Source organism: Candidatus Eisenbacteria bacterium (genome assembly GCA_030017955.1).
Classification (GTDB): Bacteria; Eisenbacteria; RBG-16-71-46; order JASEGR01; family JASEGR01; genus JASEGR01.
In genome coordinates, this window is sequence record JASEGR010000002.1 from 49,757 (window position 1) to 75,297 (window position 25,541).

The following is a 25,541-nucleotide window of genomic DNA, read 5'->3' on the forward strand; positions in this document are numbered from 1 at the left end:
GGCTTTACACTTGAGGGAAATCTTCTACTGGCAGGAAAACGAATGGGGTCATGAGCGACTGGGATGGCTGACAGTGATGAACCCTGAGCTGGCTTCTGTGGGAGGGATGGGGACACATCTTGGCGAGCAAGGTGGGGATACCCAGCCCTTCAGACGCTGGGAGGGGCAAGGATTCCCCGCCTAGCGGGCCATAGATGGGTCATCCCGGAGCGGAGCCGGCGAAGGGCTCATCACTGTGGTAGTTCCTGGGGGAGCGTCTCAATGACCGACAGGATGCGCGAGAACAGGTCTTCGAGAACCTTCGAGATTGAGCCGGTCCCGGAAGGTCTTCTGAGGAGCTGGAGGTCGAAAGGGAGAAATCCGAGCCCGACCGGAGTGAAATTGAGAAAACGGTCTGAGACTCCAGCAAGTATTTGAGAAGCACTTCGCCCCTCGTTAGGCGTGGTACACCTGTTAACCACAACACCGACTCTGGAAGTCGTTTTGCCCAGGACAATGTTTTTGAGAAGGGCATAATTGGAAGTCAGCGATAGAGGGTCAGGTGTTGCTACGATCACCGCAAACGTTGAGATTTCACGAAGCTCCGCGCCAGGACCTCCCAGACCCGATGGAATGTCAAGAATAATGCAGTCGAATTCTCTTGATATGGGTTCAAGGTCGCCGCGGACTGAGAGATGCTCCTCGTGTGAGAGCCCCGAGAGACTGCCGAGTCCGGGACACCCGGCAAGAACGCTGACTCCGGTCTTGGTTTCCTTCACGCACGACCTGAGTGTCCTTTTCCCTTCGAGATACTGAGCAAAGTGATCATCCGGCTCGATGCCAAAGAAAAAGTGGCTTGAACCAAGACTCCAGTTAGCGTCAACGAGTAGAGTTTTCTTTCCGAGCCTGGAAAGCCACAAGGAGAACTGAGTCGCCAGGTAGGATACTCCGGTCCCCCCGTTGCCCGAGGAAAAACTGATGAGTACGCCCTGGAGCGATCCGAAATCTTGCGCAAGACCGGGCCTTCCTTCAGACGCCTCATCGTTCATTGTCTTTTTGTCCGGATTCCCCCGGAGAAGAACCTCCGAGGGACATTATCTCGGCAATGGTCAGGAGCCCCGCCTTTGGCTTCTCGTCCGGCACTGCGAACTTTTCCCTGAGCTTCCTCAAGGCTTCCTCAATGTCCTCGGCCTCTTGAATCTGCATGGGACCGGCGCCCCCTCCGTCAAGTGAGAACTCGAGAAAACCTCGTCCTGCCTGGATGGTTGCTACCGGCTTCTGGAATGCCTCCACAAAGATTCTTCCACGCTCGCACTTCAGAGAGACTCCGGGAAAGAGCTTCTGGATTCTCCCCGCCGCCCGCATCGCAAGATTTCGCAATTTGTCCGGCTCTATTTGGGAGAAAAATGCGGGCAGAGATTCCGCATCCACCCGCTTGATGCGGGACAGGTTCACTGCGTTGAAGACGGGGTACTTCTCATCCTTGCCGAGAAGGACTACTCTGAGTTCGAAAAGCTCAATTGCATAGCTGGAGAAGGAGGCCATCCGTTCAAGAAAGATATCTGGAAAAGAGGGAGCAGCAACTACTATCCTGCAAGCTTCAGCGTTGACCGCTTCACTCCCTGGAAAAAGAATCGAGAAAAACCAGGGGTTTTTCTTCTCCCACAGGTAAATATCCAGCAGTTCCAAGAAGAGCCCGTCTGAAGGTTCGAGTGATATGCAGAGGGACACAGGCTTCCGATTGCAGTCGATCCCGACAAGATAGCTTCTTTCTTTCTGAGAAGCTTTTATCAAGCCGGGCGGAAGCTTCTTCTCACCACCCTTGAGGATTACCGAATATCCATTCTCGAAAGAGTGCGGCCACCGGATGATGAGCTCAGCGAGTTCGTCGAGGTCGTGAATATCAGTGAAAGAGATTCTGGCGTGCATTTCTGCCTCTGGATGTCTGGAATTCCAGGACTGGGTGCCTATCGATGCAATCTCAGGCTATCATTGGACAAGAGACCTGTCAAGGCAGTCGCGGCAGCGGAGATGCTTCTCCCAAGAGGCGCGTTCTTGACAGTTCACCGCCAGAGCCACTATTGTCAAACATAATGTAGGGTTCTGTTGTCTGTGCTGGACGATGATGTTTCAGGGAATTGCACTGCTCTGGAGGTGCCATGAAGACAGAGGTAATTGACATTGATCTTCCCAAAGACACGAATGTGATCATTGGGCAAGCCCACTTCATAAAGACGGTTGAAGACCTCTATGAGGCATTCGTGACTTCTGTGCCGGCTGCGAAGTTTGGCGTAGCATTCTCCGAAGCTTCGGGGCCCTGCCTTGTCCGTTCTGAAGGGAACGATGCTGAACTCAAGGAATCTGCAGAGAGGGCAGCTCTTTCAATAGGAGCCGGGCATGTGTTTGTTGCCTTCATGAAGGATGCCTTTCCAATAAACGTCCTTGGGGCAATCAAATCGTGCGATGAGGTGTGTTCCATCTTCTGTGCCACAGCCAATCCTCTCCAGGTCGTTGTTGCGGAAACTGAAAAAGGAAGAGGAATCATGGGTGTCATAGACGGATCGCCGCCAAGGACCGTTGAAGGCAGCGAGGATGTGAAGAACAGGAAATCCTTCTTGAGACGGATAGGATACAAGCTGTAGTCACTCGTCAGGAGAAACCGCAGACGATGTCCGATATCGATATTGGAAAAATCCTAGCCGGAAGGTACAAGGTCCTTGCTCGTCTCGGCACCGGGGGCATGGGCTCGGTTTACAAAATCGAGGATTTGAAACAGGGCGGTATCAAGGCTCTAAAGCTGCTCTCCAGAGAACTGAACACTCGAAAAGATAGAGAGCGGTTTGTGAGGGAGTTCCTGCGGCTCTCGAAACTTGAGCATCCAAACATCGTTCGTGTTCACGAACAGGATTGGGCAGATGATGTCAGTCCCTTCTACACGATGGAATTCATCGAAGGGAAGAATCTTCTGGATGCATGGGCATTGATGGAATCAGAACGAGCTTGCTCGGTAGTAGCGGATATTCTTCAGGGCCTCATGTTCATCCATTCAAGAGGGATAGTCCACCTGGACGTGAAGCCATCAAACATCTTTGTAATAGATGCTGGTCCCCGCCCCACTGCGAAGCTCGCGGACTTCGGTCTCGCGAGGTTGTTTCGTGAAAAGGGATCGGGCAAAGTCTCCGGCACACCGGGATTCGTTGCTCCTGAGCTGCTCGAAGGGAAGGGAGCTGACGGAAGGTGCGATCTCTATTCTTTCGGCGTGACGATTTGCCATGCAGCGAGCGGCGGCAAGATTGAGTTCGATGAGAACAGGGAAGTCGTCTTTCGCGCCGGCCTTTTTTCCAGAATGCCCCAAGGGTTTGAGAAAGTGATATCGAGATTGCTGGAGCGGGACCCACGAAAAAGGTACCAGTTCGCCGATGAGGTGCTGAGGGACTTTTCCCAATTTCTGGGAAGAACATATGTTGCTACCGGGAAGGGGACAGTATTCCTGCCGGCTTTCACAGGAAGACAGAAATTGATTCGGGAGTTCGACTCTCTCCTTCTGGATCAAACTCAGAACAACAGGGCCGTCCTCCTCGTGCGTGGAGAATCCGGGACCGGCAAGACGCGGCTCCTTGAAGAATTTGCTGCAACTGCGTCCATGAAGGGATTCTTCCCGATAATGATTGACTATCCGGGAAAGAATCGTGGACTGGAGATCTTCCACCAATTTTGCGAGAAGTCGTTTGAGAGGACCGGCGATGAGTTTTTCCTCGAAGCCCGTTCAAGGTTCTCAGCGTGGGCCGGGAGCTCAGAAAGAGAATTCTTCCTTCAAGTCGACGAATTTCTCTGCAAAGCAGCAGAGATACTTTTCCGGAAACCCGGCACGAAGCCCCACCTTGTTGTTCTTGTTGACTCAGCTCATCTAATCGATGAGTTGAGTTTCGCATATATCAGCATGTTCTCGAATAATTCATCGCTTGCTGGCGGCCTCTTTGTCCTCACCTGCCTTGATCCGCCTCCTGTTCATTCCTTCCTCGAAGAGGATGAACTTTCGAAAGCCTCCGGGTTCCAGAGGCGTGAACTTGATCCTCTTTCCAGGGACGAGATCGAGCTTGTAGTCGCATCGATGCTCGGGACCGCTACTCCTCCGTCCGGCCTGGCTCAAAGGGTCTTTGAAATATCTCAGGGTAATCCTCTCTATGCCGTCCAGTTTGTGAAGATGGCTGTCGAGGGGAAAATTCTCTCACGAGCGGGCGGAGCCTGGAAATATGATGAAGAGGGGAAAGAGCTGCCTCTACCGGGGTCTCTGGAGGCTGCGTTTGAGAATATTCTTTCAGGCCTTGGCACTGAGACTCTTTCAGTTCTCAAAGCTGCGAGCGTTTTTGAGATCTCAATACTGGGCGATTTCCTTGAAGAGCTTGTCTCTCTCAAGCCGGAAGGTTTTCTTGACTCTTTGGGTGAGCTTCTAGGTAAGGGACTTCTTTCAGAACAGGGAGATGGCCTCTTCTTTTTTTCAAACTCATCTTTGCAGCAATACGTGGAGAGGAGGTTAGAGCCAGGGAGGAAGAAGGAGCTACATGAGCATCTTGCCGGCATCCTTGAAGAGAAATCGGACGCGGATGAGACAGTCTGGGAGATTGCCGATCACTACCTGAAAAGCAATCGCCTCGATAAGGCAAAGGAGTACGCAAGAAAAGCTGCCGGCCTTGCACTGAGAAGAAGATGCCCGAGAAAAGGCGCTCATTTCCTGAAGACCCTCCTTGAGCTGCATCCTGAAGTCTCTGAAGAAGAGAAGAATGAACTCATGATTCAGCTTGCAGATCTTCTCGAGGAAGCCGGGATGCTTGACCAGGCACTCGGTGCTTTGAAATCTCTGGAAGCAAAAGAAGGCGATGCCTCTCCGTTCGCGCTGAAAGCAATCTTCAGAGAGGGTGTCATTCTTAGAAAGAAGGGAGAGCTCAGGCAGGCGAGGGAAAAACTCGATGCGTGTCATATCCGGGCTGTCGAACAGGGGCAGGAATCTGTATGCGGGGAGATCCTGCTTGAGCTTGGCTGGCTCGAACATCTCGAGGGAAGAGGCGGTGAGGCAGTCAGCACCTTTGAGACAGCCCGGGAAATCTTTGACGGTCTTCAGGATTCCAAGAATGTCGCTCTCGCGCTTATGAGAAAAGGAATAGTGGAAATCTACTCCGGAATGTTTGATGGGGCAGAGGCCTCATTCTCCGAGGCCCTCTCTATCGGCAGGAAAGAGGATGATATCCTGACCATCCAGAAGTGTCTTTTGAACATCGGTTTCGTCCTGGACAATAAGGGTGAGCTGGAAAAGGGCCTCGCAACCTACAAGGATGCGCTCTCGCTGTCGGAGGGGCGAGAGGATAGTTTTTCTGCGGCGCTCATACTCAACAATGTCGCCTCTGTCGAGGAGAAACTCGGGAGATTCGAGGAAGCGGAGAAGTGTTATCTGCAGGTAATCGACTTGAGAAACAGGATTGGCAACAAGAGCGGCGAGGCGTGGTCCAGAGTCTCGCTTAGTTGGGTCCTCATGCTCAGGGGTGAGTGGCTGAAGGCTGAGGAATATATCACCCAGGGGCTTGAGATGTCATGCCGGTTGGGAGACAGGTCCACTCTCTCCGCGGCCAAAGAGAATCTGGCTCTTCTTTCCCTTAGGAAAGGCGACATCGGTCAGGCCGAGAAGCTACTTCTTGAAAGCAGGGAACTCAAAGACGCGTTGGGACTGAAAGCCAGGTCTCTTGTTACCAGCGCGAATCTGGCCTTTCTTGCCATCGAGAAAGAGGAAGCTGCAAAGGCAGAAGCTCTTCTGAGGTCTGTTCTTGATGAAAAGAAGGAATTCGTTGAACCGTCGTTTCGGGTAAGATTGCTTTCCTGCTTGGCGTACACCTTATGTCTCAGGAATGAGTCCAAAGATGCGGCGGGTTACGTGAGCAAGAGTCTTGATTTGCTTCCACGGTATGAGAACAAAGTCGATGTTTCAAGCTCAAAGAGGATTCTGGGTCAGAGCCTATGCATCTTGGGGGATGGGGAGAAGGGACTTTCACTTATTGAGCAGGCAATTGCTGAATTCCGGGAGATGGGAGCCCCCTATGAAGAGGCGGAGTCTCTGCTTGCGAAGGGGGGAATCCTCGCGGATGATGCAGGGAAACAAGGTGAGCGGGCGGAGCCGCTCAAATCGTTAAAGGGTGCGATCAAGATCTTCAGAAGATTGGGGGCAAAGAGGAAGCTTGAAGAAACGCTCGGCCTTTATGCGGCAGTTCTGGAATCTGCTCTCAGCAGAACCGGGAAAGAAGCGAGAAGGGAAGCCGACACCCTGGCTCTGCGCGAAATGCTGGAGCTTGCCAACTCAATTGAGAAGACAGAGAAACTTCTGGGCAAGGTCATGGAGCTCGCATTGAGGAAGACGGGTGGCGAGAGGGGATTGATCGCACTCTTCTCAAAGAGGACCGGGAGATTGGAAGTGGTTGTGAACTCGGGTGTCGAGATGGGACTCGTCAGGGACGCGCTCAGGATCTCCAGGTCAGTGCTTGAAGATGTCGCCGAGAAAGGAATACCCCTGATATCAAGAAACGCAGCAGAGGACGAGAGACTCAGAGAAAGAAAGAGCGTTGTCGATTACCAGATTCATTCGCTCATGTGCATTCCCCTTGTCATAAAGAGTGAGAAGGTTGGAGCAATATATATTGACAAGAGAGAGGACCTGAGTCCCTTTGCGGAGGACGATCTCTCTTTCCTGCAGGCGTTCGGCCACCTGGCCGGAGTAATTATTGAGACCTCAAGGCTGAGATCTGACCTCGAAGAGGCGAGAGATTCTCTTTCCAGGGAAAACGAGTCGTTGAGAATAGAAGTTGTCTCGCGGTACCGGTACGAGAACCTCGTCGGCCAGAGTGAGGCAATAAGAAAGGTGTTTTCTTTCATTGAGAAAGTCGCCGGTTCGACGGCTCCGGTCCTGATCACGGGAGAGAGTGGGACTGGTAAGGAGCTTATTGCAAAAACAATTCATTTCACCGGCCCGAGAGCAGGCAAACCGTTCAGGGGCGTAAACTGCGCAGCCATCCCTAGAGAACTGATCGAGAGCGAGCTCCTTGGAATCGAAGAGAAGGTTGCGACCGGCGTGAGCATGAGAAAAGGACTTTTTGAAGAAACCGAGGGCGGAACGGTGCTTCTGGACGAGATAGGAGATATGGACCCTTCAGTCCAGGCAAAAGTCCTTCGCGTTCTCCAGGATGGAGAAGTTAGAAGGGTCGGCGGAAGGAAAGACATAAAGGTCGATGTCAGGACAATCGTGGCCACAAATAAGGACCTCAGGAATGAAATCAAGGAGGGAAGATTCAGGGAAGATCTATATTTCAGAATTTCGACACTTCCCATCGAAGTGCCGCCCCTGAGAGAGAGAACGGAGGATATCCCGCTGCTCGCTGATTTCTTCGTAAAGAACTACTATAAGAGTCTCGGAATGAGACCAAAACCGCTTCCTCAGGAATTCATTCAGGCTCTGGTGAAAGGAAGGTGGTCCGGGAATGTCCGGCAGCTCTTCAACTGCCTTGAAAGGACTCTTGTCATGTCAGAGGGCTCGGAGATCTCTTTTGACTACTTGCCTGACGAAGTCCGGGAGGGATCTGGCCCGGCTCTGGCGGCCTTCGCTCCAGGCGAGGAGACCCTCATGGAGGTAATCTCAAAAGTCGAGCTTGAAATGCTGAAGAGAGCCCTTGAAGAATCATCCTGGAACAGAACCAAAGCCGCCAAAATCCTCGGAATTCCTGAACCGACAATACGATACAAAATGAAGAAGTACGGTCTCACGCCTCCTCGCAAAAATTAGCGCCCGCTCGTAGATTTTTCCCAATAAGAATCCGCTTAATTGCCAATGAGTTAGGAGTATATATGCGTCCATCTCGCAAATTATTGCGATTGGACCGTCGTTGTGGGGCTCATACGCAATAATTTTCCATGGCTCGCTAGGTACCCTAACTCACGAATTTCCAAGACGATAACAGAAAGTCTCCTTCGGTTCTGTTGTCGGGCATGCTAGTTGCGAGCGGTTTGAATGTTGAGGTGGCGCCACCTTCTTCGGGCAGTAAACAACATGCTCGGGACTTCTTGACCTCGAAGGGAGGTGGACTGATTGAGTTCAACGTGGATTGTGTTGCTGCTATTTGCTCTTCTTCTGGTGCTGCCTTCACTTGCAGTTATGGCGGAAGCAGACGGTGGGAGTGAACCGTACCCCAGTGATCCGCCGCCTCCAGATGGAGGTGGTACTTCGACCGGATCGTTTGGAGAGATCCTGCTGTGGTTCCTGGTGGCTATGGTCGTTGATTAGGGGCTGCAGTCTCACTCATCGGGCGGTCTTGAGACAGCCTTGGCCGCCCGTGCCCCGCAGTGTTTGATCCATCGTTTTGAAGAAGGGTCCACTGCGCGAGAACTTGATAAGAACACTGATGGCTAAGTACATTCCGGTAGGAAGCACGGATAATATCGGCACAGAGGGATGGATGATATGAGAACACAAATAGAGCCGGCACTCGGCGCACGGCTGGATGAAGTTGAGTTCTTGTTGCAGAGATCAAGCAAGTCACTTTCCAATGTTCTCATCATGGGCGAGAACAAAGCTGTACGGCTTGTTATCGCCTTTTCATTTCACAGCCGGGGAAGGACATCCCGTCTCCCATTCCTTGCTACAGACTGTAAGAATTTTCTTGGCGAGCTAAAGGAAAAACTGATAGATGGGCTGGACGGAAAAGACCGCAATGCAGGACATGTATCGCCGGTCACATGGGGAGTGTCCGGGACGACGTTTCTTGATGAGGCCGATGAAATCAGCGTGAGCGAGCAGAAGCTCTTCCTCGAGTTTGTGAAAGAAAGGGAGAGACAGAAATTTCTGTCGGTGCATTCGCCGATCGGAAGACTCGTGATTGGATCGGGGAAGAACCTCGAGGATTTATGCAGGTGGGGGAAATTTCTTCCCGAGCTATATGACTGCCTGAACAAAGTCAAGGTGAACCTCGCAAGCACTCCCACGCTGAGACTCGTGGAATAAACAGAGGAAAATGACCATTCAGGATCCTGTTGCTTCGAGGAAAAAGACCGTGCTCCTTTTCCTCCCCGGAGGAACGGAACGCTGGCCACTTGAAGAGGAACTTACGACGAGGGGTCACAGAGTCACATCTGCATTCTCTGCAGAGGACGTTCTCCTCATGACGTCCTACATCAAATACGATCTGATTGTGACAGAGATTGATGTCAGGGATGAACTCGGCCTCTCATTACCCAGAACCATCAAGAAGAAAAGCCCCGGGACCGTAATTCTTGGACTGATTTCTCCCGGTTCGACTCTTAACATCGAGAAACTTCAATCCTTGGGCATAGAGGAAGTTTTTCTAGGACCTGAGGACCTTCTCAAAAGCCCACTGCTCACCCCCATAATCGACGAAGAAGGTCAGACCTCACAGGCAGAGTAAGAGCTCTAAAGGAGCCTTCGGGCTACTTTCGCGCTGGGAACCTGCACCGTTGCTGAATGGATGGATCGGGTCGTCGTCTCCTTTTTGACAGGAAAGTCTCTTCTGTTGGCATGGTAGTTGCTCTCGGTAATGATGAGATAAGGTGAGGCCTTTCTGAGTCGGGCCGAGCGAGGTCAATGCTCATGCTTGGAAATACACAGAGGATGCGAAAGAAAAAAGATGTAGCCGCGGATAGGCTACTTAAGAAAACTCGGGCACAATCAAAGCCTATGAAAAGCAGTCAAAAGAAGAAGCGTGTTTTGGTTGTCGATGACGAAGTGCAGATATGCAACATCGTTCAAAAGGTGTTGTCGCGAGAAGGCTACCACATCGTTACTGCACTTAGTGGTGATGAGGCCTTGAAGCAGTTGGAAAAAACAGCAGTCGACTTAATCCTGGTGGATTTGAAAATGCCCGGCATGGATGGATTGGAGATGTTAAGACAGGCGCGCGACATTCAGGGGAGTCTGCGAGCGGTCCTCATGACCGCCTATGGAACGGCCTCCTCGGCCCGAAATGCCATGGCTCTTGGCGTTTGCGATTTTGTGGCGAAACCATTCGATAACCGACTTCTCAAGAAGGTCGTAAAGGAGGTCCTGGGTGCCGACCGATAAACTGCTCGGCTCGTCTCCCGGGCCCAGTCGAGACAGAAGCGTCGGCCATGCACAGGGGAGGCGAGTAATTTATATTCCAATTATTCACACTCAACATGACATGGGAAGCTTGGCTGCTGCGGCCAAGACGGCCTACATTGAAAAACTGGGCAAGAGGTTTTGGCAAAACCATGTAGAGGCGATCGACGAAATGTGGTATGGCATCAAGCAGCGCATTTCACGGCTGAGGCTGCCCTTCAACAGAGTCCGTATCTATCAAGATGGGTTACCGGTGTGTGGGAGGGAGGAGTGCATCATCGATGCCTTGGCAGGCCAAGGCAGTCCGAACCACTTGATCGTGGAATGGTTGGTGAAGCGAGGTGCCACGCTCGTTGGAACTGAAGACCCAGAGCTGTTGATTCAGGAGTACGACTACGTGAAGCGAATTATTGCAACCCCGAGCGGTCCCCAAAGAGAAAATGCGGTGAGGGAATATGAGAAGGTAGCCCCGGAGTTGCTAAAGAAGCGAGACCACTTTATTCAGAACCGGATCGATAGGACCCTGCCGCAGGGAGGGATAGGTCTGCTTTTCGTGGGGCTGCTGCATCGGGTGGATGAACTCCTGCCGGCAGACATTCGAGTCAGTTACCTCATATATCGTCTTCCCTTTCAACGTAGCTTTGAAATGGAGTTGCTGAAATAGTACGTACGGTTGTGGGGCCGAGTGAAACATGTTGAACGAATTGCTTAACGTTCAAGATATCATTCAAAGCCGCCATGAATTGTTACAACTGTTCGACGGTCTCAGTGACCCTATCATCATGATTGACAGACAGTTTGTCATTCAACGTGTGAATTCGGCAACTCTCTTGGCCTTGGGCAAGAAATCATTCGATGAATTCATTGAGAAGCCCTGCTACGAAATGCTGCACGGTTTGAGACAGCGCTGTCCTCAGTGTACTGCACCCTTAACCTTTTCTTCGGACTCTCCTGGACAGAAGACCGTACGCACCGGCTTCATGGAAGCCAAAGAGAACCCGTTGAAAACAACCTATAATATCACGTGCTATCCGCTCATCAATGATGAAGGAGAGATAACCTCGATTGCGGAATATTATCGGGACAGCTCCGATATCGTGAATCTGAGCCGGGAACTGTATGAATCCGAGCGGGCACGGATCATGGAATCACTGGCAGTGGGACTGGCTCACCAAATCCGGCAGCCGCTGACTATCATACGCTCCGCCGCCCAGTACGGGCTCGACACATTTACAGCTAAAGACAACTCCGCGAAAAAGGATCTTCGGGAAACCATGGAGAGTATCGTTCAGAATGTGGACACGGTGAACGATGTCCTCAATGATTTGTTGCTATTTTCAAAACCTACCCAGTACAAGATGAAGAAGGGGTCTGTTGTTAAGTTGTTACAACAGGGGCTTCGGCTCGTCCGGCAGCTGACTAAAGAACAGCAGATTTCGGTGGCTACAGATTGGTCCCAAGACCTGCCGGAAATCCTGATCGACGAAAGACTCCTGCTCCAGGCATGTCTGAATTTATTGATGAACTCGATAGAGTCTATGACGAAGGGAGGACAGTTGACCGTCAAGGCGTTTTGTCAAGAGAATACGACACCTCCCAAAGTCTGCATCGCCATCGAAGACACCGGCGTGGGGATCCCCAAGGAACTCATCTCGAAATTGTGTCAGCCTTTCTTTACCACGAAAGAGGGGGGGTCGGCTTGGGCCTGCCTGTTGCTGAAGGAATCATTAGGTCGCACAGCGGCCGACTGCACTTTGAAAGTCGGGAAACTGGTGGAACGACAACTGTGATTGAGCTGCCCGTGGTCGTGTGATTCGGAGTGTTGTGGTATGGGAATTAGGTACCCAGACGCTCTGATGGGCGATACGATTTACGTCATCGATGATGAAAAAGAGCTCTGCCTGACCCTCAAGAAGGTGTTGGAAGCCGAAGGATATCAAGTTCATTGGACGACCGACCCAGAGGAATTCCTTCCTAGGCTGCATGATAGCCGGCTCAGTTGCATCCTGCTCGATCTAAAATTGGGGGGCAAGGACGGCCTCGTTTGTTTGCGAAAGATTCATGAAACCGATCCGCATCTTCCGGTTGTCATGATCACCGCCTACGAAACGGTGAAGACGGCCGTCGAAGCGATGAAAGCCGGGGCGTTTCACTATTTGTCAAAACCCTTTGACAATGAAGAACTCAAAACGCTAGTAGGCAAGGCGGTTGAACTCCGCCACCTCTGCTGGGAACTCGAGGACTTCAGAAACAGGGCAGCCAATGCGTCGGACCTGGAATTTACGATGGGACATTCTAATGCTGTTCAGGGGTTGATCAGGCAATGTGCTGCCGTGGCACGAACCGATGTCAATGTGCTGCTCACGGGCGAGAGCGGGACGGGCAAGGAGTTGATCGCCAACAGCATCCATCAACTGAGCGCAAGGAAGGATGGGCCTTGGGTACCAGTAGATTGTGCTTCTATCCCGGAATCTCTTATTGAGAGCGAACTCTTTGGCCATGAGAAGGGAGCTTTTACCGGGGCCCATGCTGCGCAGAAGGGAAAACTAGAGAAGGCGGATGGCGGGACTCTTTTTTTGGACGAAGTTTCCAACATTCCTTTCAACGTTCAAGCGAAGCTGTTGCGCTTCCTGGAAACGCATACCTTTGAACGGTTGGGCGGAAGACAGACTGTTGCGATTTCTATGCGAGTTGTCGCGGCTACCAACCGTGAACTTCCTCAGCTCATCAAGGAGGAAAGGTTCAGGCAAGATCTCTTTCATCGGTTCAACGAGTTTCCATTACGACTGCCGCCTCTGAGGGAACGCGTAGAAGACATCCCTTATCTAAGCCTGAAATTCTTGAATGACTTTCAGGAACAGGTTGGCAAAACGTTTTCTGGTTTCAGTAGGCAGGCTTTGGAGGCGCTCCAATCGTATCCCTGGCCTGGCAATGTGCGAGAACTGCGAAACGTGGTCAAGCGGGCAATGGTTGTGGGTAGTGGCACGATCGAGAAGGCCGATTTGCCTGACGAGATTCGGAATCCTTCGGCCTCAGGGACCCACCAAGGAGTGATCGTTTCGATCAAACCGGGTCTTCCGCTTTTCCAGGCCACCAGGGAAGCTGTGAGCATGGTTGAAAAAGAATTGATCCGGGGCGCTCTACAGCGGGCCGAAGGCCGCAGAGGCAAAGCGGCTGACTTGTTGGGCATTGATGAAAAAACATTGTATAACAAACTCAAGGAATACAAGATCTATTTGTGGCAGTTGACAGGATAAGGCAGCACTTATGACCAGCATCGAGTTGAAGGACTCAAGAGGCGAGGGGAGTTTCACTAGATCTTCGCCTGATTTTGTGACATTGGTGCTGGTGTCATGCTTTATCAGGAATCGCCTCCCGTATTCGGGAATCTAGTCCCGATTCCTCCCATCTTCCACCAAAACTATCACTCCTGCATTCGGCGAATAACCTTCATAACCTCCCAATTCTAACCATGCGGATGTGTGGCTGTGCGTGGTTCGTGAGATGGCATGAGTTTTGCTTCTGACAAATTGTAAGAAGGGAGGTGAGTTAGATGCCAGTCCAAAAAGCAATGGCGAGTTCTTCACTCGCAGAGGTTATCGATCGCATTCTCGATAAGGGAATCGTGATCGATGCATGGGCCCGCCTTTCCCTGGTGGGAATCGAGTTCTTAAGTCTGGAAGCCCGGGTAGTTGTCGCGGGTGTCGAGACGTACCTGAAGTATGCGGAAGCCATCGGGCTTACGCAGTCAGCGGCCAGTCCAGCTTAAATGAGAACGGGCAGATTTGTCGGGATAACCTCATTCCTTGAGTTTATGTCGCCAAATCAAGCCGCCCCTTTCGGGGTGTTATGAGTTTCCTATTTGCAAGGAGGGATCAGGCATCATGGGGGGATTCGAACAGGTCAAAGACATGACAGCGGCGGTAGTGTCGAGTTATGACGAGCGGATCTGCGCCGTGGGAGAGATCGTCGAAAAGGGCCTCGCAATGCTTGATCAGTGTCGTCTTGTGGAGCAGGCTGTGCAATACGAGCTAAGAGAAAGACTAGCGAGGGTAGAGTCTCTGCGCAAGAAAGATTTTGATCAACTCATGGCCCCCATTTTGATCTACCAAAGTACAAGGGAACAAGAGATTAGGCAGTTCATGAACTTTTTTCTGAAAACACAAAGGGAACTGGCAAGCCAGCTGAAAAGGATGATTGAAGCGGAGATTTTCTCAAGAGTCCCTGACCTGGAGAAAATCATCCAGACAAACATCGAGGCGGCGAGAGAACACGTAATCGGTTTCCAGAAAGAACAGGCAGTAATCGGGCGGAGAATGCGGCACCTGTTTCTCAAACAGGAAGATCTCACTTTGAAGGAATTTAGAAAGACCGTGGACATTCTCTGTGGAGAACTGGGCTTGGAGAAGGAAGAAAAACTCGCAATGCCGGCAGCAGTATTGTCGCATTGCTAAAAAGGAGGTGACTACCATGGGATTGGCACAGCAGTTTACAAACCTCGGGGAAGATATGATCGCCTCCTACAATGAGAGGGTGAATTTCCTCGGGAAGAATATCGTGGATACCCACAGGCTCCTTGGCGGCTTCAGAAAAGACCACAAAGCAATGGGCAGAAAGCTCAGGAGCGATCTGGCCGTCTTTCCGATTGCCCTGACGGAGACGGTTGATCAGATGCTGTCCAAGTTCCGAAAGGAACACCGGGAGGCCCATCGCGCGTGGCAACAAGTGGCCAGGACGATGGCAAGCAAGCGCCATAACTTCAATGCAGCGCTGACGAAGGCCAAGCAAAGCGCTGCCCGGACGCGCTGAAACACGGCTTTTTCACGGAAGATCACGTCCCTCCGCCTCAGGGCGGAGCGGACCTGATCCTCCCTGGAGGAAAAGATGTCCAACCTAGTTCAGAAAACGACCCACCTATCCCACACCAAGAAGATACCATGTGCCTTTTGCAGAGGGACAGGAAAAGATCCATTCGGACAACTCTATCCGGGATCGACCTGCCAGGTCTGCCATGGAAGGAGAGAGGTCTATCTCCTTACCCCTTATAAAGCCTGTGCCTATTGTCATGGAACCGGAGTCGCCTTCAGCACGCAAAATACCTGCACTTCCTGCAAGGGGCGGGGTGTCATCAGCCTGGGGAATCAAGGCTTAAAAGGAATAATTTGTAGTGCCTGTGGCGGGACAGGAATGAATGCTGAGATGAACCTTCCCTGTGCCACCTGCAATGGGCTTGGCTCCATTTAGGAAGGAGATGCAAAGATGGAAACGCAGGAAATGACTCTCTTACAACCGCAAGCAGGTAAAGAGTTTGTAGAGACTCCATTTGTCAGAACGACCGTGGCGCGGGCTATGCATTATCTTAGGGCCGGCTTTCCAGTTCATTTTCGGGGAATCTCGGGCACAGGAAAGACGACACTCGCCCTCAGGATTGCAGAACTGCTCGAAAGACCAGTCGTGATGATCCACGGGGATGAGGATCTCAACACAGCCGACTTGGTCGGCGCGGAGACCGGCTATCATGTGAGGAAACTCCGGGACAACTTTATTTCTTCCGTTCTGAAGATCGAAGAGGAGATGTCCAAGCGGTGGGTCGACAGCCGACTGACCGTGGCGGTCGAGAACGGCTACACCCTGATTTATGATGAATTCACCCGTTCGCGGCCGGAGGCAAACAATATCCTCCTCTCCGTCCTCCAGGAAGGAATACTGGATCTCCCTCTGAGCCGGGATGGAGGACAGGCCAGCCATCTCAAAGTCCATCCAGAGTTCCGTGCAGTCTTCACCTCGAATCCGGAAGAGTACGCTGGGGTCCACCGCTCCCAGGACGCTTTGCGAGACCGCATGGTCACCCTTGATTTGGAGTCATTCGATGAGATCACAGAGTGCGCCATCACCAAGGCCAAGTCGGGACTCTCCCTGGAAGGGGTGAAAAAGATAGTGAAGATCGTGCGCTACCTGAGAGAACACGGGCAATATGAGTTCTCCCCCACGATCCGGGGCTGCATCATGATCGCAAGGACCGTCAGGGAGTATGGAAAGGAAGTTCAAGTTTGTGCCTCCGATTCCCTTTTCTCTTCCATCTGTCTGGATATCCTCACGTCCGAGACTTCTCGGATCGGGAGCAAGACGACCTCTGCCAAGGTGAGGGAGGTAGTAAGAAAAGCGATCGAAGAATACTGCGGTAACGGAAACCGATGAATCAAGGAGGAACGATATGCCAATCCCGGTAAATTTACCCAAAGGTTGCTCTTCAAGTCGCGGGGCCTCGGACATCCGCCACATGAGTTCGAGAAGAGCCAGTTTGGTCCAAGAGACCAATCGGCTCTATATGCTTAGTGTCAGGCACGAAAGCCTGATGAACAAGAGGTCTGCCATGGCGCTCAGACTCAAGGAGATCAATGAGCAACTCAAGGGGATAGAGACGGACATTGGTGCAACTGACAAACAGTACAGGAAGTTGCAAGGGAACAGCTCGCACAAAAGGAACAGCAAACGTGCGCAAATGAGCGGAAGAAACAATGGCCGCTCCGTAAGGGCAGTTCCCTTCAAATTCTGACAAAAATGCGCAAATACTTGAGCTTGCTCCAACCTGCCAGCAGAGGAGGAGAATATTATGAAAGAAGAGAAAAAGAAGAAAGCTGCATCCGTAGCGGAAGCCGGAGGATTTCTCGGGGGTCTTTTTAAAGGATTGGGAGATCTTATCGACCTTGCGGACAAAGTTAGTCAAGAAGGAGGAACCATCCAGAAGCAAGGTGAATTTCGCATCCCCGGACAAAAGGATGCGAAAGGAGTTTTTGGATTTACCGTCCGAAGCATGGCGGGGCCCGGTGGCGAAAGGCGCCCCATCGTCGAGCCTTTCGGGAATATCAAGAGGACCCAAGAAGGGCCTGTGGTTGAGGAGACCAGGGAGCCCATTGTTGATGTTTTCGAAGAGAAAGATGCTGTCCAGATCGTTGCAGAGCTCCCCGGTGTGACCGAACAAGAAATCCACTGCGAGGTTCACGGAGATGTGGTCGCTCTGTCTACCAGCGGAAAGCGGAAATACAACAAGGAGATTCTACTGAAAGACCCTGTGGAAGAAAAACCTACCAAGGTTAGCTACAGAAACGGCATGTTTGAGCTGAAGCTGAAAAAGAGGCAAAACTGAAAGTGAACTTTTCCAAACCTTTGCCACGGGTTCCAGTGACCCGGGTTTTAGAAACGTGAGACTCTATGAGTAGCCCGCCAAAACAATTATCTCCTCATCCCAAACTAGATACGCTAACCCTCCGAGTTAGTGAAGCATTAACCAAAGATGTCGGCCACGGCATTGCCCGTCTCGATCCAGCGGATATGGAAAAACTGGCATGTCAGGTTGGCGATACAATCTACATTGAAGGAAAACGGACCACAATTGCCAAAGTCGCGCCAACCTATCAAGAAAATCGTGGGGAAAAGTGCATCCAAATGGATGGAATCTTGCGCGAAAATGCCAAAGTCGGGCTGGATGAAAAGGTTCACATTCGCACGACCACAGTTGTACCAGCCAGGTCCTTGCGCCTGAAGACAACGCTGGGGGCTCTCAGACAGAGTTCCCTTCCGAGCGCAGACCGTTACATGGGGCGTCTGCTGGAGGGTTTGCCGGTAATCAAGGGAGACAAAATCCGGGCTCTCTTGTTTGGTTCCCGCACCCGTGATTTTGAGGTGGTCGATACTCTGCCCGAAGGGGCCGTGCTCATTGCATCGACTACCCAAATCAACATTGAGGGAGAAGAGCACAAGGGGGGAGAAAAACAGCCTACTGCCGTTTCATACGAGGATGTTGGAGGCCTTGGCAAAGAGATTCAGCGTATCCGGGAGATGGTGGAGCTTCCCCTCAAATACCCTGAAGTGTTTGACCGCTTAGGAATCGATCCTCCCAAGGGAGTCCTGCTCTACGGGCCACCAGGGACCGGCAAGACCTTGATTGCACGTGCGGTTGCTCACGAATCGGAAGCCAATTTCTTCTCCGTGAATGGTCCGGAAATTGTGCATAAGTTTTATGGTGAGAGTGAAGCTCATCTCCGCAGTATTTTTGAACGGGCGAGCCAGTCTCCGGCCTCGATTCTGTTTATCGATGAAATTGATGCCATTGCGCCAAAACGGGCAAACGTTCAGGGGGAGGTGGAAAAGCGGATCGTTGCCACACTGCTTTCGCTCATGGACGGTCTCAAATCGCGGGGGCAGCTCATCGTGATCGGGGCAACCAACATGCCCGATCTTCTGGATCCCGCCTTGAGACGCCCGGGTCGGTTCGACCGCGAGATCCAGATCGGGATCCCGGACCGGAATGGACGCCTGAACATCCTGGAGATTCATACACGCGGCATGCCGCTCGCCAAGGATGTGAGTATCGCTAAATTGGCTGAGATCACGCATGGCTATGTAGGGGCGGATCTCGAAGCACTGGCCAGAGAAGCTGCCATGAGTTGCCTCCGTTCACTGTTTCAAGAAAAGGACATCTCCCTGGAAGAAATTCCTGACGAGGTGATTCAGAGCCTCGAAGTCCGCATGGATCACTTCTTGGAGGCCTTACGCGAAGTAGAGCCTTCAGCCATCCGGGAGGTGAGCATTGAGATTCCCGATGTTCGATGGGAAGATGTTGGAGGACTCGATGCGGTGAAGGAGACATTAAGAGAAACGATAGAGTGGCCTCTCAAGTATGATAGGTTATTTGAAATTGCTAGGTTGCGACCCATCAAGGGGATCTTGCTTCATGGCCCGCCTGGGACCGGTAAGACCCTGCTCGCCAGAGCCCTGGCCACGGAAAGTGGCGTCAATTTTGTTTCGGTTAAAGGACCCGCCTTGCTGTCAAAATGGGTGGGCGAGTCTGAGAAGGCATTGAGGGAAATCTTCAAGAAGGCCAAAGCGGCCGCTCCTTGTATCTTGTTTTTTGATGAGATCGACAGCTTGGCCCCGCATCGTCATGGCGGAGGGAGCGACTCTGGAGTGATGGAACGATTGATGAGCCAATTCCTAGCAGAGTTCGACGGAATCGAGGAGCTCAAGGGGGTTCTTGTTCTGGCTGCCACGAATCGGAAGGATCTGATCGATCCTGCCTTACTTCGCCCAGGGAGATTCGACCTTCTGATTGAACTTCCTCTGCCGGATCTCAAAGCCCGGCAGGCTATCTTCGAGATTCATACGAAGGGAAAACCGCTGGACAAGGGTGTGGACTTAGAGGCCTTAGCTCAAGTCACACAGGGCTGGAATGGATCCGAAATCGAAGGGATTTGCCGCCAGGCTGCCGTGAACGCTCTGAGAAGTTTCATCGTGGGTGATGAGAAAGAAGGGATGGGGAAGGTGGCAGGATTCAAGATTAGTATGAAGGATTTCCAAAACGCAGTGGCAGCTTCAAAGGAGGGCCCCGGGAAATGAGTTGCTATCTCTATGGTGTCATTGAATCAGAACGGGCGATAAGTTTCGGCCCTATTGGTTTCGAAATAGGAGACAGGAGGAGAGGGTTGGTTGTAGCAATGCCAGACCCTTCGGCCAAGCTTCCCACAGCTCAGACTCTTGCAGCAGTCATTGGTCCGGTGCGGCAAGTGAATTTCGATTGTCTCAACAAGGAACGATTGGTCAGGACTTTGTTAGCCCATCAGGAAACCATGGAGACAATCATGAGAGACCAGTTCATCCTTCCCTGTAAATTCGGCACGGTATTAAGGGACCAGCAAGAGGCCAGGGAGCTCCTTTCCCAGAACGGAACACTCTTGGCTGAATGGCTTGACAGAATGCAAGACAGCTACGAGATGGGTGTCGTTGCAAGCTGGGATATCCATCCGATTTTGAAAGAAATTGCGGCTAGCGATTCTGAGGTCATGGAACTGAAGGCGCGTTTAGAATTGTTGTCTTTGGAGGAACAGGAAAGGGGGAAACTGCCTTTGGGGATGCTCCTATCGGCAAAATTGAAGGAACGAGCTCAGCGTTATGCCGAAGATATCGTTGCAGGATTAGAGGAAGTAAGTGAGTCCCACGCCACCCATGACTTGATAAATGACGAGATGGTTCTCAACGCCTCTTTCTTACTTTCTCGCGCTGGCGATGACGCCTTTTTCAGGGCCCTGGAGGGTTTGGACAATCGGTGGGCCGGAAAATTGAATCTTAAGTGTATCGGTCCCCTGCCTCCTTACAGTTTTGCCACAGTTACCATCAAACGGTTTGATCTGGAAAGGATCCATCGGGCCTATGACACGTTGGGACTAAAGCGTCATGCGGATGTGGATCAGGTGAAGCGCGCCTACAGAAACATGGCACGTCAATGTCATCCCGACACCCATCGTGGATTGGACAAGGGAGAATTTCTGGGCGTCCATCAGGCGTATGAACTCCTGGTTGAATATTATGAAGGAGGCTGCAAGCCGACGAAGGTGGCCTTGTCTAGAGTGGAAGAAGGAAATGTGGAAGAACACACGTCGAGTCAACCGGTCTTGGTATGAAGCACGAGGGAAAATACGTTTACGGAATTATCGCTGCTGAAGATGCTCCCAATTTTGGTCCTATTGGGATTGGCGGCCATGATGATGAGGTGACGACCATCGGGACCAGAGGGATTGCCGCGGTGGTCAGTAGGGCTTCAACGGATCACTTTGTTGTTTCCATGGAAAATCTGACCGCCCACATCAAGGTGGTTGAGAGAATCATGGAATCTTACACGGTGCTTCCTATGCGCTTTTGTACGGTGGCTGAGACGGCGGACGAGATTATTGCGTTTTTGGAAAAAAACTCTAGAGAGTTGAAAGGCAAGTTAAAAGATCTCGATGGTAAAGTAGAGATTGACATAAAAATAGTCTGGACGGACATGAAAAAGGTCTACGAGGAGATTGTCAAAGAAAATAGAAGAATTCGGGCACTGAAGACAAAGGAGACAACGGGAACCCGGCAAGACCTGATCCGCGCCGGCGAACTCGTTGCCACAGCTTTGGAAGAAAAGAAGGCAGTTGAAGGAGATAGATATCTAAGGCTTTTCAAGAAGGCCGCGGCCGACTGCAAAGAAGATGAGCCAGGCGCAGACGAAATGGTAGCCCACGCTGCATTCTTGATCGACAAGGGTTGGCTGAAGGAATTTAACAACACGGTTGAAGGGGTGGGGGAGGAGTTCAAGGAAAGAATTCAGATTCACTGTGTGGGCCCCCTGGCGCCCTTTAGTTTTGTGAACTTGCAGCTGCACTGGGTAGAGTAAATGCAGGAATTGAAAGAGGAGAACGTTGCTGTGATCGAACCAACCGGACTGTGGGTCTACTGTGTGATCCACAATAGGGGGATTCTAAACCTGGAGACTCAGGGTATTCATGGGACCAGCCCCGTTCATACGGTGGCCCATGGGGATTTTGCAATGGTTGTTTCCGCGGAACCGATGAAAAAATATCGCTTGGCCCGTGATTTTCTCATCGCGCATCAACTGGTCAATGAGAAGGTCATGCAGACCCAACCAGTGCTGCCGGTCAAGTTTTGCACGATGGCCAAAAATGCGGAGCAAATCGTCGAACAGGTCCTAAAGCAGAAAGAGAAGACGGAGGAATTCCGCAAGACATTTGCCGAAATTGACGGGAAGAATGAGTACGGTTTGCGAGCCCGATGGAAAAACATGGACCAGGTTTTTGCAGACTTGACCCAAGAAAATGAAAAAGTCAAAACGGCAAAAGAGAGGGCCCTGAGACTGTCGAACTCCGAACGCCATGTTGCTCTGATTGATATTGGCCATGTCGTGAAGGAGGCCCTTGAGGAGAAAAATGCCAGGACAGCCGAGTTGTTGATCCGTGAACTCGCCCCTCACGCTGTCCAGTACAAAAGGCAAAATGTCCTTGGAGACATGAACATTCTCAATACCGCTTTCCTGGTTGATGCGGAGAGGCAAGTCCGGTTTGATCTGGCCGTGAATACCTTGGTGGAGAGGTATGAGTCCCTGATGCAGTTCAAGTATGTAGGGCCCGCGCCGCCCTTTAATTTTGTTGAGATTGTCATTCACTGGGATGGGACCGGTAACACGACAGGTTAACCATGGCATTCTTATTCGATGATTTAGTTTTCTGGATTGGCAAAAGAGTCAAAGAAATAGCTGATGAGGAGTTGTATGGGGATTCGAAGAAGATTCACGAGCAACTGCTTTCCCTTCAGACCAGACTGGATATGGGAGAGATCCAAGAGGAAGAGTATAAGGTCAGAGAGATGGAGATCTTGGATCGATTGCAGGAGGCCCAAGAGCATGAAGAACAAAACGAGACATAGGAATGTCGAAGAGCAAATCAAGAAGGAGTTGAACACTTTGGAAAGGAGGTGTTTGTGTTGGGCATTCACGAAGTAAAGGTCAGGGTTGCAGAGTTTCTTCAAAATGAGTTAGGGCAAGAGCCCGAGGCTTTTAGATTTCTCAAACTGGCCAAGTCGGATGGTGGTTGGGAAGGAACAGTGGAGGTGACCGAGCTAAATGAGTATTTGAAGAAGCTCGGTTACCCTCCTATTTTCGACAAGAACCGCTATGCGGTTGCGTTGGATGAAAATCTGAATGTCATCCGGTACGGACGCGAAGAGGAGGAGGAATAAGTGCCGCTCATCCATTCTACAAGGGGAGATACTTTGGCCGATGTGGTGGAGCGGATTCTTGACAAGGGGTTGGTGATCAATGCCGATATCGCGATCTCTCTGGCCGGTACCGAGCTCCTGAGCATCAAGATCCGCGCCGCGTTGGCGTCCTTCGAGACGGCGGCAAAATGGGGGTTGGCATTTCCTTCGGAAGTGAGAATCGCTCAGCCAGTTCCGAAAGCGTAGGAATACATGATGATGTCTCTGCCAAGGCTTAGACACTTATGAAAGGAGATAATATGGCCAGCAACGAGAAAGAAAAGAAAGAGGAAATCGCAGATGATATTTTTGAGACCGTGGATAAAATCATTCCCGGCTTCGGCTCCTTCTTCAAGAAGGGAGAGAAAAGCGAGAAGTTCGGTGACCGCATGAGAAAAATCCGTGAGGAGATCAACAAGCGTTTTGGGGGGATGAGATAATTGTAAGGATGCCTGAGTGGTGGGCCTCAAGGAGTCAAGCGGTTCCTAACCATGAAGATCGAAGTCGATGATAAGGATCTAAAACATGGCCTGTTGGGATTGGTTTTGGCCATCATTGAGGTAATCCGAGATACCTTGAGGATTCAATCCCTCAAGAGAATGGAAGGCGGCCATCTGACCGAGGAACAAATTGACCGGTTGGGGGTCGCCCTGCTGGAGTTGGACAAGGCGATAGAGAAAATCAAAGAGGAACAGGGAATTTCGGAAGCGGTGCGGTCTGTGCGCGATGGGCTTGACGATTTGGTGGATGGGATGGTCCAGAAATTGGCTGATCCCAGCCCAGTTACTGACAAGGAAGTGACGCTGGTGGGTTAGAAGGAGTTTGGTCTATGACTGCCGACGGGATTTATGTCTACTGCGTTACGAAGGGAGATCGGGAAGAATCATTGGATGTGCGGGGTATCGAAGGAGCACGAGTGCGGGTCATGACTCACCAGGGATTGGCAGCGATCGGGCAAGACTGTGAGCCCAAGCTGTTTGCCTCTCAAGGCCAGAGTGTTTTGACGGATTGGCTCCTGATCCATCAAAGTATCGTGGATCTTTCATGGGAGCGATACGAAACTATCGTTCCGTTTGCGTTTGGCATGATCGTTGTGCCCACGAACGGGAAACCCGCCCGGCAAAACCTCGATGAGTGGCTGGAAAAGCAATCGGCGGAACTCAACCGCAAATTGGAAAATCTCAAAAACAAGGCGGAATATGGCGTCCAGGTTTTGTGGGATCTAGCCACGATTGTTTCGCGTATTAGGGAACAAGATAACGAGATCCTGAATCTGGAGAAGGAGATCTGCTCCAAACCGACAGGGGTCGCTTATCTGCTGCAACAAAAACTGGAGGAACTGATCCGACAGCGTTTGGAGACGGCTGCCAATACGCATTTCAAGGCCTTCTATCAACAAATCCGTGAATCTGTTGAGGACATCCGCGTGGAAAGGATAAGGAAAGAAGAGCTCCCAAGACAAATGATCCTGAACGTCTCTTGCCTGCAAAACAGGGATGAAACGGCAACCCTGGGGGCAGTGTTGGAAAGAATCGGCCAGATTCCTGGTTTCGATGTCCAATTCACCGGTCCCTGGCCGCCGTACTCCTTCGTCAGTGTTTGACTGTTAATAGTTACCACTCTTATGGAACCAACTCGACAGGGCAGAGCAACTCTCGCGGACCTATTGGATCGGGTTCTAGATAAAGGTCTGGTTCTCAACGCAGACGTAATTATTACGCTAGCTGGTGTTCCTCTAATTGCCGTGAGCCTCTCTGCAGCAATCGCCGGTGTGGAGACCATGCTTGAGTATGGTCTCATGAAAGATTCTATTCTATCCCAGACTCTTCAAGAAAAGAGATTTGCGGACCCCGTGCCAGAACAAGTTGAACTAGGGTAGACGCTGCCGGTGAAGAGAGGCGGAATGAAGTCCAAGAAACCACTCAGTTATCAAGAACAAAGACAAGCTAACTAGAGAAAAGACGATTCCATGAAAACCCTTAAGAAGGTTCTGAGCATCATTGCCCTCATCTCAGTTTCGATCTTTACACTCCACGCGCTCTCTCTGAGCCTTTGGCGAAAGGAAGCTCTAGACCTCAGAATTTGCAGTCTAAGCCTTGTTGACTGCCCAAATCAGCCAGATTACATGAAACAGGAAGACTCATCAAAACAGGTCTCTTTTGAATCACTGGCAACGCCTGAGAAACGAGAACGATTAGTCGTCGCCTCCTGCTACACCCATACCGGCAACAAAACCTATTCCGGCAAGACCCCAAGAGCGGGAATGATCGCTATTAGGTTCAATTCGCCAATCGTTTCTGATTTAGAGATGGGGGACAAGGTGTGGCTCGAAGGACATGGTCTGGCGGGTGTCTTCACAATCGAAGACCGAATGCCTGATAAGTGGGTAGGGAGAGATATTGATGTTTTTGTGCCGTGGAGTGAGGACCAGTGTAGGGAGTGGGGAGTTAATCAATTAAGAATGAGGATACTTTGTTCAGCGACAATTAGAATTCCCGGTAACGACAATTAGAATTCCCGTTTGATTGGGTGTTGGTAGACTGTCCAAGTCGTTGATTCTAAGGAGGCTTGGATGGTTACGGACCGGCAGGTTGGGAGGTTAATGGCGTTGGTACGGCGAGGCAGGAGGTTTTCGGTGGCGGCGTTGGGTGCTGGGATGGACGAGAAGACGGCGAGGAAGTATCGGAAGCTTGGTCGATTGCCGAGTGAGCAGGAGAGGTTGCGGACGTACCGGACGCGGGAAGATCCGTTTGGTGGGATTTGGGATGAGGTTCGGGAGAAGTTAGAGGTCTGTCCTGGGTTGGAGGCCAAGACGTTGTTCGATGATCTGGTGAGGCGTTATCCGGGACGGTTCGGTGAG

29 protein-coding genes and 1 pseudogene are annotated in these 25,541 nt (G+C 51.4%); 28 read left to right on the top strand and 2 right to left on the bottom strand.

What is annotated here, in order from left to right:
- Nucleotides 1-230: 230 nt before the first annotated feature.
- Both QME66_00540 and QME66_00545 read right to left on the bottom strand, forming a co-directional pair.
- Nucleotides 231-1,028, bottom strand: a complete 798-nt coding sequence (locus QME66_00540) for an AAA family ATPase (protein MDI6807457.1) — start codon at nucleotides 1,026-1,028, stop codon at nucleotides 231-233.
- Nucleotides 1,018-1,908 carry a hypothetical protein gene (locus tag QME66_00545; protein MDI6807458.1) on the bottom strand — a complete coding sequence of 297 codons (891 nt, stop codon included), beginning with the start codon at nucleotides 1,906-1,908 and terminating at the stop codon, nucleotides 1,018-1,020. The genes QME66_00540 and QME66_00545 overlap by 11 nt, the downstream gene beginning before the upstream one ends.
- Nucleotides 1,909-2,138: 230 nt before the next feature.
- On the opposite strand from QME66_00545, the gene QME66_00550 reads away from it, so the two are divergent.
- The 28 genes and pseudogenes from QME66_00550 to QME66_00685 form a co-directional block, all read left to right on the top strand.
- A complete protein-coding gene (locus QME66_00550; GenBank protein MDI6807459.1) occupies nucleotides 2,139-2,621 on the top strand; it encodes an adenosine-specific kinase in 483 nt (160 codons plus the stop codon).
- A gap of 26 nt (nucleotides 2,622-2,647) precedes the next feature.
- A complete protein-coding gene (locus QME66_00555) occupies nucleotides 2,648-7,798 on the top strand; it encodes a sigma 54-interacting transcriptional regulator (protein MDI6807460.1) in 5,151 nt (1,716 codons plus the stop codon).
- A gap of 303 nt (nucleotides 7,799-8,101) precedes the next feature.
- Entirely contained in the window at nucleotides 8,102-8,296 is a 195-nt protein-coding gene (locus QME66_00560; protein MDI6807461.1) for a hypothetical protein, read from the top strand.
- A gap of 177 nt (nucleotides 8,297-8,473) precedes the next feature.
- Nucleotides 8,474-9,013 carry a sigma 54-interacting transcriptional regulator gene (locus QME66_00565; GenBank protein MDI6807462.1) on the top strand — a complete coding sequence of 180 codons (540 nt, stop codon included), beginning with the start codon at nucleotides 8,474-8,476 and terminating at the stop codon, nucleotides 9,011-9,013.
- 10 nt (nucleotides 9,014-9,023) lie between these two features.
- Nucleotides 9,024-9,434: a hypothetical protein gene (locus QME66_00570; protein ID MDI6807463.1), complete on the top strand. Its 411-nt coding sequence runs from the start codon at nucleotides 9,024-9,026 to the stop codon at nucleotides 9,432-9,434.
- Between the two features lie 269 nt (nucleotides 9,435-9,703).
- Complete coding sequence (locus tag QME66_00575) at nucleotides 9,704-10,087, top strand: response regulator (GenBank protein MDI6807464.1); 384 nt, start codon at nucleotides 9,704-9,706, stop codon at nucleotides 10,085-10,087.
- A 100-nt stretch (nucleotides 10,088-10,187) separates the two neighbouring features.
- Nucleotides 10,188-10,769, top strand: a complete 582-nt coding sequence (locus QME66_00580; GenBank protein MDI6807465.1) for a hypothetical protein — start codon at nucleotides 10,188-10,190, stop codon at nucleotides 10,767-10,769.
- A 28-nt stretch (nucleotides 10,770-10,797) separates the two neighbouring features.
- On the top strand, nucleotides 10,798-11,895 hold the full coding sequence (locus QME66_00585) for a histidine kinase dimerization/phospho-acceptor domain-containing protein (protein ID MDI6807466.1): 1,098 nt from the start codon (nucleotides 10,798-10,800) through the stop codon (nucleotides 11,893-11,895).
- A gap of 39 nt (nucleotides 11,896-11,934) precedes the next feature.
- Nucleotides 11,935-13,362 carry a sigma-54 dependent transcriptional regulator gene (locus QME66_00590; protein MDI6807467.1) on the top strand — a complete coding sequence of 476 codons (1,428 nt, stop codon included), beginning with the start codon at nucleotides 11,935-11,937 and terminating at the stop codon, nucleotides 13,360-13,362.
- A 296-nt stretch (nucleotides 13,363-13,658) separates the two neighbouring features.
- Complete coding sequence (gene gvpA, locus QME66_00595) at nucleotides 13,659-13,874, top strand: gas vesicle structural protein GvpA (GenBank protein ID MDI6807468.1); 216 nt, start codon at nucleotides 13,659-13,661, stop codon at nucleotides 13,872-13,874.
- Between the two features lie 115 nt (nucleotides 13,875-13,989).
- Nucleotides 13,990-14,559, top strand: a complete 570-nt coding sequence (locus QME66_00600) for a hypothetical protein (protein ID MDI6807469.1) — start codon at nucleotides 13,990-13,992, stop codon at nucleotides 14,557-14,559.
- A 16-nt stretch (nucleotides 14,560-14,575) separates the two neighbouring features.
- Nucleotides 14,576-14,914: a hypothetical protein gene (locus QME66_00605; protein MDI6807470.1), complete on the top strand. Its 339-nt coding sequence runs from the start codon at nucleotides 14,576-14,578 to the stop codon at nucleotides 14,912-14,914.
- 450 nt (nucleotides 14,915-15,364) lie between these two features.
- Nucleotides 15,365-16,303 carry a gas vesicle protein GvpN gene (gene gvpN / locus QME66_00610; GenBank protein MDI6807471.1) on the top strand — a complete coding sequence of 313 codons (939 nt, stop codon included), beginning with the start codon at nucleotides 15,365-15,367 and terminating at the stop codon, nucleotides 16,301-16,303.
- A gap of 82 nt (nucleotides 16,304-16,385) precedes the next feature.
- On the top strand, nucleotides 16,386-16,661 hold the full coding sequence (locus tag QME66_00615; protein ID MDI6807472.1) for a hypothetical protein: 276 nt from the start codon (nucleotides 16,386-16,388) through the stop codon (nucleotides 16,659-16,661).
- Between the two features lie 57 nt (nucleotides 16,662-16,718).
- Complete coding sequence (gene gvpH, locus QME66_00620) at nucleotides 16,719-17,252, top strand: gas vesicle protein GvpH (GenBank protein ID MDI6807473.1); 534 nt, start codon at nucleotides 16,719-16,721, stop codon at nucleotides 17,250-17,252.
- Nucleotides 17,253-17,317: 65 nt separating this feature from the next.
- On the top strand, nucleotides 17,318-19,501 hold the full coding sequence (locus QME66_00625; GenBank protein MDI6807474.1) for a CDC48 family AAA ATPase: 2,184 nt from the start codon (nucleotides 17,318-17,320) through the stop codon (nucleotides 19,499-19,501).
- Nucleotides 19,498-20,562 carry a GvpL/GvpF family gas vesicle protein gene (locus tag QME66_00630; protein ID MDI6807475.1) on the top strand — a complete coding sequence of 355 codons (1,065 nt, stop codon included), beginning with the start codon at nucleotides 19,498-19,500 and terminating at the stop codon, nucleotides 20,560-20,562. The genes QME66_00625 and QME66_00630 overlap by 4 nt, the downstream gene beginning before the upstream one ends.
- Nucleotides 20,559-21,305: a GvpL/GvpF family gas vesicle protein gene (locus QME66_00635; protein ID MDI6807476.1), complete on the top strand. Its 747-nt coding sequence runs from the start codon at nucleotides 20,559-20,561 to the stop codon at nucleotides 21,303-21,305. The genes QME66_00630 and QME66_00635 overlap by 4 nt, the downstream gene beginning before the upstream one ends.
- 30 nt (nucleotides 21,306-21,335) lie before the next feature.
- Nucleotides 21,336-22,121, top strand: a complete 786-nt coding sequence (locus QME66_00640; protein ID MDI6807477.1) for a GvpL/GvpF family gas vesicle protein — start codon at nucleotides 21,336-21,338, stop codon at nucleotides 22,119-22,121.
- A 2-nt stretch (nucleotides 22,122-22,123) separates the two neighbouring features.
- Nucleotides 22,124-22,351, top strand: coding sequence for a gas vesicle protein GvpG (locus tag QME66_00645; protein ID MDI6807478.1), 228 nt, complete (start codon nucleotides 22,124-22,126; stop codon nucleotides 22,349-22,351).
- Between the two features lie 54 nt (nucleotides 22,352-22,405).
- Complete coding sequence (locus QME66_00650; GenBank protein MDI6807479.1) at nucleotides 22,406-22,663, top strand: hypothetical protein; 258 nt, start codon at nucleotides 22,406-22,408, stop codon at nucleotides 22,661-22,663.
- Nucleotides 22,664-22,852 (top strand): annotated as a pseudogene (locus tag QME66_00655) (gas vesicle protein).
- A gap of 89 nt (nucleotides 22,853-22,941) precedes the next feature.
- On the top strand, nucleotides 22,942-23,121 hold the full coding sequence (locus tag QME66_00660; GenBank protein MDI6807480.1) for a hypothetical protein: 180 nt from the start codon (nucleotides 22,942-22,944) through the stop codon (nucleotides 23,119-23,121).
- Nucleotides 23,122-23,172: 51 nt separating this feature from the next.
- Nucleotides 23,173-23,496 (top strand): gas vesicle protein K, encoded by a 324-nt coding sequence (locus QME66_00665; protein ID MDI6807481.1) that lies wholly within the window; start codon nucleotides 23,173-23,175, stop codon nucleotides 23,494-23,496.
- Nucleotides 23,497-23,510: 14 nt separating this feature from the next.
- Nucleotides 23,511-24,284 (top strand): GvpL/GvpF family gas vesicle protein, encoded by a 774-nt coding sequence (locus tag QME66_00670; GenBank protein MDI6807482.1) that lies wholly within the window; start codon nucleotides 23,511-23,513, stop codon nucleotides 24,282-24,284.
- A gap of 21 nt (nucleotides 24,285-24,305) precedes the next feature.
- Nucleotides 24,306-24,560: a gas vesicle protein gene (locus QME66_00675; GenBank protein ID MDI6807483.1), complete on the top strand. Its 255-nt coding sequence runs from the start codon at nucleotides 24,306-24,308 to the stop codon at nucleotides 24,558-24,560.
- A gap of 90 nt (nucleotides 24,561-24,650) precedes the next feature.
- Entirely contained in the window at nucleotides 24,651-25,193 is a 543-nt protein-coding gene (locus QME66_00680; GenBank protein ID MDI6807484.1) for a hypothetical protein, read from the top strand.
- Between the two features lie 90 nt (nucleotides 25,194-25,283).
- The coding region (locus tag QME66_00685) for an IS21 family transposase (GenBank protein MDI6807485.1) at nucleotides 25,284-25,541 on the top strand (258 nt) is incomplete at its 3' end.

What these genes read in the sequence shown, in the direction of transcription:
- QME66_00540 (MDI6807457.1), bottom strand. Translation starts at nt 1,028, where the DNA reads ATGAACGATGAGGCGTCTGAAGGAAGGCCCGGTCTTGCGCAAGATTTC.
- QME66_00545 (MDI6807458.1), bottom strand. Translation starts at nt 1,908, where the DNA reads ATGCACGCCAGAATCTCTTTCACTGATATTCACGACCTCGACGAACTC.
- QME66_00550 (MDI6807459.1), top strand. Translation starts at nt 2,139, where the DNA reads ATGAAGACAGAGGTAATTGACATTGATCTTCCCAAAGACACGAATGTG.
- QME66_00555 (MDI6807460.1), top strand. Translation starts at nt 2,648, where the DNA reads ATGTCCGATATCGATATTGGAAAAATCCTAGCCGGAAGGTACAAGGTC.
- QME66_00565 (MDI6807462.1), top strand. Translation starts at nt 8,474, where the DNA reads ATGAGAACACAAATAGAGCCGGCACTCGGCGCACGGCTGGATGAAGTT.
- QME66_00570 (MDI6807463.1), top strand. Translation starts at nt 9,024, where the DNA reads ATGACCATTCAGGATCCTGTTGCTTCGAGGAAAAAGACCGTGCTCCTT.
- QME66_00575 (MDI6807464.1), top strand. Translation starts at nt 9,704, where the DNA reads ATGAAAAGCAGTCAAAAGAAGAAGCGTGTTTTGGTTGTCGATGACGAA.
- QME66_00580 (MDI6807465.1), top strand. Translation starts at nt 10,188, where the DNA reads ATGGGAAGCTTGGCTGCTGCGGCCAAGACGGCCTACATTGAAAAACTG.
- QME66_00585 (MDI6807466.1), top strand. Translation starts at nt 10,798, where the DNA reads ATGTTGAACGAATTGCTTAACGTTCAAGATATCATTCAAAGCCGCCAT.
- QME66_00590 (MDI6807467.1), top strand. Translation starts at nt 11,935, where the DNA reads ATGGGAATTAGGTACCCAGACGCTCTGATGGGCGATACGATTTACGTC.
- gvpA (MDI6807468.1), top strand. Translation starts at nt 13,659, where the DNA reads ATGCCAGTCCAAAAAGCAATGGCGAGTTCTTCACTCGCAGAGGTTATC.
- QME66_00600 (MDI6807469.1), top strand. Translation starts at nt 13,990, where the DNA reads ATGGGGGGATTCGAACAGGTCAAAGACATGACAGCGGCGGTAGTGTCG.
- QME66_00605 (MDI6807470.1), top strand. Translation starts at nt 14,576, where the DNA reads ATGGGATTGGCACAGCAGTTTACAAACCTCGGGGAAGATATGATCGCC.
- gvpN (MDI6807471.1), top strand. Translation starts at nt 15,365, where the DNA reads ATGGAAACGCAGGAAATGACTCTCTTACAACCGCAAGCAGGTAAAGAG.
- QME66_00615 (MDI6807472.1), top strand. Translation starts at nt 16,386, where the DNA reads ATGAGTTCGAGAAGAGCCAGTTTGGTCCAAGAGACCAATCGGCTCTAT.
- gvpH (MDI6807473.1), top strand. Translation starts at nt 16,719, where the DNA reads ATGAAAGAAGAGAAAAAGAAGAAAGCTGCATCCGTAGCGGAAGCCGGA.
- QME66_00625 (MDI6807474.1), top strand. Translation starts at nt 17,318, where the DNA reads ATGAGTAGCCCGCCAAAACAATTATCTCCTCATCCCAAACTAGATACG.
- QME66_00630 (MDI6807475.1), top strand. Translation starts at nt 19,498, where the DNA reads ATGAGTTGCTATCTCTATGGTGTCATTGAATCAGAACGGGCGATAAGT.
- QME66_00635 (MDI6807476.1), top strand. Translation starts at nt 20,559, where the DNA reads ATGAAGCACGAGGGAAAATACGTTTACGGAATTATCGCTGCTGAAGAT.
- QME66_00645 (MDI6807478.1), top strand. Translation starts at nt 22,124, where the DNA reads ATGGCATTCTTATTCGATGATTTAGTTTTCTGGATTGGCAAAAGAGTC.
- QME66_00660 (MDI6807480.1), top strand. Translation starts at nt 22,942, where the DNA reads ATGGCCAGCAACGAGAAAGAAAAGAAAGAGGAAATCGCAGATGATATT.
- QME66_00665 (MDI6807481.1), top strand. Translation starts at nt 23,173, where the DNA reads ATGAAGATCGAAGTCGATGATAAGGATCTAAAACATGGCCTGTTGGGA.
- QME66_00670 (MDI6807482.1), top strand. Translation starts at nt 23,511, where the DNA reads ATGACTGCCGACGGGATTTATGTCTACTGCGTTACGAAGGGAGATCGG.
- QME66_00675 (MDI6807483.1), top strand. Translation starts at nt 24,306, where the DNA reads ATGGAACCAACTCGACAGGGCAGAGCAACTCTCGCGGACCTATTGGAT.
- QME66_00680 (MDI6807484.1), top strand. Translation starts at nt 24,651, where the DNA reads ATGAAAACCCTTAAGAAGGTTCTGAGCATCATTGCCCTCATCTCAGTT.